General features: G+C 58.5%; 4 protein-coding genes and 1 pseudogene. All 5 read right to left on the bottom strand.

The features are described from left to right. Nucleotides 1-297: pseudogene (locus RDL77_RS24675) on the bottom strand (GGDEF domain-containing protein); the annotation flags it as partial. A gap of 462 nt (nucleotides 298-759) precedes the next feature. Further along, nucleotides 760-879, bottom strand: coding sequence for a cytochrome bd-I oxidase subunit CydX (cydX, locus tag RDL77_RS24670; RefSeq protein ID WP_105735051.1), 120 nt, complete (start codon nucleotides 877-879; stop codon nucleotides 760-762). 20 nt (nucleotides 880-899) lie between these two features. After that, the gene (gene cydB, locus RDL77_RS24665; protein ID WP_288195126.1) at nucleotides 900-2,054 is read right to left on the bottom strand and encodes a cytochrome d ubiquinol oxidase subunit II; all 1,155 of its coding nucleotides are present in this window, start codon (nucleotides 2,052-2,054) and stop codon (nucleotides 900-902) included. Between the two features lie 6 nt (nucleotides 2,055-2,060). Further along, nucleotides 2,061-3,638: a cytochrome ubiquinol oxidase subunit I gene (locus tag RDL77_RS24660; RefSeq protein WP_223615876.1), complete on the bottom strand. Its 1,578-nt coding sequence runs from the start codon at nucleotides 3,636-3,638 to the stop codon at nucleotides 2,061-2,063. Nucleotides 3,639-3,718: 80 nt separating this feature from the next. Then, nucleotides 3,719-4,399, bottom strand: a 681-nt coding sequence (locus RDL77_RS24655) for an ATP-binding cassette domain-containing protein (protein ID WP_288195125.1), incomplete at its 5' end; no start/stop codon positions are given.

Below are 4,399 nucleotides of genomic sequence, written 5' to 3'. Positions count from 1 at the left end.
GGGGGTGGGGTGGTTCGGGCTCCCGGGATCAGGTGTTTGGGGGGCTGCCGCTGCGGCAAGAGCCGCATCACTTGCCGCGCGAAACTGGATAAGCCGCTGGGTCACGTCAGGTGTCAGAGCATCGGCGCTCCCCATGACCGTGTTCGACGGGCCGCGTTCCGCCGACAGGCGATTGGCCGCGTCCAGAACCAGACGAAAGCGTTCAACCCGATCAAGGTTAAGTCGTGCGAGCCGGTAATCCCCATAGGATGGCGCTATAACGCTCGTTGCGAGAATGGCAGTACAGGCCACTGCCATGCCGACGGCAATCCACAGCTTCCGATACAGGCTGGCGCCTGCATTGTTTCGCGGTGCATTTGGGGGTAGTTCGGTGGAGCTGGACTCTGGCAGGGCGGGACGTCTTCCAAAACGGGCCGGACGAAATGAAGTCAATCAATATTATCCTATCGCAATAGTTCCCGCCAGCAGCTGAGGCGCCACCAGCAAGACTGTCCTTCGTCCCCTCTGAAGTCCGCGCTTTCTGACAAACGCTTGGTCTTGTCGCTCAATCGTATGGCTGGTTTAAGGGAAGATATCAATAGGCAAGCACACGCATAGGTTGATATTGATGCGCACTTTTTAGTTGCAATCTTTCAAGAGACACCGGGAAAGCCCTGGTCTGCAGTCCAATACCGGGCGGCAAATGAGACACATTTGCCGCCCGGCACGCCGGCGATAAAACCATCCGGCCAATCAATTCCAAAAAATGGATATCCGTTGCTATTTCTTGCCGCCCGCCTTGCGGCTGGCATCGTCCTCGACCAGTTCATACCACATGGCATTGAGAACGGCGAAAGCAGCAGCAAACGGCAATCCGAGCAGCCAGGCAAAATACCACATTCTTCTACTCCTTCTTCGTCCTAGTAAGCGTGACCGCTCTTGTTGGTGATTGTCTTGTCATCCACTTTCCCCCACAGCACGTGATAAACCCAGCTTGTGTAGAGAACGATCAGCGGCACGAAAATGGCCGTCACCACCAGCATGATGAACAGGGTCAGGTGGCTTGACGACGCATCCCAGACTGTCAGGCTCGACCGCGGATCAAGCGACGATGGCAGGATGAAGGGAAACATCGACAGGCCCACGGTCGAGATAATGCCGAAAATCGACAGTGCGCTTGCCAGGATGGTGGTGATTTCCCGCTTGAGACGGAAACCCAGCATGGCAACAAGGGCGCCCAGGAAGCCGAGGAGGGGGGCAACCAGCATCCATGCATGTGTGTTGAAATTGGCAAACCAGGCGTTCTTGTCCGACACCACAGTCTTCAGCAGCGGATTGGATGGCCCCGTTGGATCGACGACGCTGGAAATGCGATACCCGTCCAAACCGGTCCAAAGGATAAGTCCCGCGACGGCAAACAGAAGCACGGTGAGCGGTGCTGCGATCCCGCCAAATCTGCGGGCGCGCTCGGCGATGATCCCCGTCGTCTTCAATTGCAGCCACGCACTGCCGTGCATGACCAGCATGGCGACCGAAAGAAGCCCGCAGAGAAGCGCGAACGGGTTCAGCAGCCCAAAGAACGACCCTTCATAGAAAATGCGCAGATCGCTGTCAAAACGGAAGGGAACACCCTGCAGCACGTTGCCCAAGGCCACGCCGAAGATGAGTGACGGTACGAAGCCGCCGACGAACAGGGCCCAGTCCCAGGCAGCCCGCCAGGTGGCGCTCTCGCGCTTCGACCGATATTTGAACGCGACAGGCCGGATGATCAGTGCCGCCAGGATAACGAACATGGCGAGATAAAAACCGGAGAAGGAGACCGCATAGAGTGGTGGCCAGGCGGCAAATATCGCGCCGCCGCCAAGAATGAGCCAGACCTGATTGCCTTCCCAGATCGGACCGATCGTGTTGATGGCGATACGGCGTTCCATGTCGGTGCGGGCCACAAAGGGCAACAATGTACCGATGCCGAGATCAAAGCCGTCGGTGACGGCAAATCCGATCAGCAACACGCCGAGCAGCACCCACCAGATCAACCTTAAAGTGTCATAGTCGAGAAATTGATGCAGGATCATGATTGTTTACTCCGCCGGTACGATATGGGGGGAAATCAGGACGGCTTCTGGCTCATTGTCCAGTTCCGGCCCCTTGCGAATGGCACGAAGCATCAGGCCCATCTCGATCACGAACAGGATTGTGTAGATCGTCACAAAACCGGCAATCGTGATCAGCAGGGACGTCGCGCCCAGATTGGAAACGGCTGCCGCCGTTGGCAGGACGCCCTCGATGATCCAGGGCTGGCGGCCGAATTCCGCGACGATCCATCCCATCTCCGCTGCAACCCAGGGGAGGGGGATCGCCAGGACTGCAATGCGCAACAGCCACGGATATGTATCGAGTTGCCGCCGGACCGACAGCACGAAGAACGTCCCGGTCAACAGGATGAAGAACATGCCGAGACCGACCATGATGCGGAACGACCAGAAGAGTGTTGGAACGTGCGGGACCGTATCCAGCGCCGCTTTTTCGATCTGGGCATCGGTTGCCTGGCGCGGATCGTCGACATAACGCTTGAGAAGCAGGGCGTAACCGAGATCGGCCCCGTTGTCTTCAAACTTGGCCCGCACGTCCGGTGCGATCGCATTGGTGCTGCCGGCAGCGCGAATCTGTTGCAGCGCGTCATAAGCCAGGAGCCCCTGTTTGATCCGCACCTCCGCATGCTTGACCAGATCCTCGATTCCGGGAATTTCCGTGGTCAGCGACCGCGTTCCGATGAGCCCCATCACCCAGGGAATACGAACCGCATAATGGGTTTCGCGGCTCTGCTGATCGGGAAACCCGAATGCCGTGAAGGCGGCCGGAGCAGGCTCGGTCTCCCACATCGCCTCAATCGAGGCGAGTTTCATTTTCTGGTGTTCGGTGGAAAGATAGCCGCTCTCATCGCCAAGCACGACGACGGAAAGTGCCGCGGCCAGTCCGAAGGATGCCGCCACCGTCATCGACCGCTTGGCCAGCGCCGTGTGACGCCCCTTCAGGACATACCAGGCGGAAACACCCAGAACAAAGATGGAAGCCGTTACGTAACCGGCGGAAACCGTGTGAACGAATTTCGCCTGGGCGACCGGATTGAACAAAACTGCAAAGAAGTCAGTGACTTCCATGCGCATCGTCTGGGGATTGAACGCTGACCCCACCGGATTTTGCATCCAGCCATTGGCGATCAATATCCACAAGGCGGAGAAGTTCGAGCCGATTGCAACCAGCCAGGTTGCCGTGAGGTGTCCCACTTTGGACAGCTTATCCCAGCCGAAGAAGAACAACCCGACAAAGGTCGCTTCCAGAAAGAATGCCATGAGGCCTTCAATGGCCAGCGGCGCCCCGAAGATATCGCCGACATACTGGCTGTAATAACTCCAGTTCATGCCGAACTGGAATTCCATGACAATGCCGGTGGCGACACCGAGCGCAAAGTTGATACCGAACAATGTGCCCCAGAACTTGGTCATCTGGCGCCATATGACGCGGCCGGTCATGACGTAGACTGTCTCCATGATTGCAAGCAATACGGAGAGGCCAAGCGTCAATGGTACGAAAAGAAAGTGATAAAGCGCGGTTATCGCAAATTGCAGGCGCGAAAGCGCTACGATGTCGAGTTCCATCTGCTCATGCCGGGCTTACGCCCGACCCCCTGTTGATCAGCGCCGCGAAGGGCGAACGCCGAGTGATTGAGACTGCGTCCTCAGTCCGGCCGCAGTGCTGCAAGTGCGGCGTCGAATTCTGGTTCGCCGCGGTGTAAAGAGGCAACGATCTGCCCCTGTTTCATGATGAGGAGTCGGTCGGCCATTTCAGCCTCCCGCCGTATATGTGTGGCGACAAGGACCGCGTGACCGGTCATCTCATGCCGCAGCCGCTGCAGGACATCCCGCGCTGTCTCGCCGTCCAGCCCTTCGGTCGGTTCGTCCAGCAGCCAGAGCGTTGCGTTGCGCAGAAGCAGCCGTGCCAATGCAAGACGGCGCAACTGTCCGCCCGAAAGCCCCAACCCGCCTTCACCAAGCCGGGTATCGAGCCCGGCCGGTAATTTTTCCACATGGCTTGCCAGCCCGGCTATCACAAGCACCTGCCAAAGGCGGTCATCCCCGGCGTCAGGGTCCGCAAGCCTGAGATTCTCGCGCAGACTATCCTGAAAGAGTTCCGTCCGTTGCGTCAGGCGTGCCGAAGAGGCACAGGCGACACGGCCCGTCACAGGCTGCAATTCACCGGCAATCAGGGCCAGCAATGTCGATTTTCCCGCACCGCTGGCGCCAACCAGCGCAACGCGCTCGCCCTTCGCCAATGACAGCGAGACATCCGTGAGGGCGGGATGAGCTGCGCCCTGATGAACGGCCGTGACTTTCTCAAGCGCTACCACCAGACCTACGGG

The sequence above is a fragment of the uncultured Phyllobacterium sp. genome, assembly GCF_902479695.1.
In the GTDB taxonomy this organism is placed as follows: Bacteria; Pseudomonadota; Alphaproteobacteria; order Rhizobiales; family Rhizobiaceae; genus Phyllobacterium; species Phyllobacterium calauticae.
This window is presented reverse-complemented; position numbering and strand designations above follow the sequence as displayed.

Coding starts and splice junctions, on each gene's coding strand:
- RDL77_RS24660 (WP_223615876.1), bottom strand. CDS start 3,638: ATGGAACTCGACATCGTAGCGCTTTCGCGCCTGCAATTTGCGATAACC.
- cydX (WP_105735051.1), bottom strand. CDS start 879: ATGTGGTATTTTGCCTGGCTGCTCGGATTGCCGTTTGCTGCTGCTTTC.
- cydB (WP_288195126.1), bottom strand. CDS start 2,054: ATGATCCTGCATCAATTTCTCGACTATGACACTTTAAGGTTGATCTGG.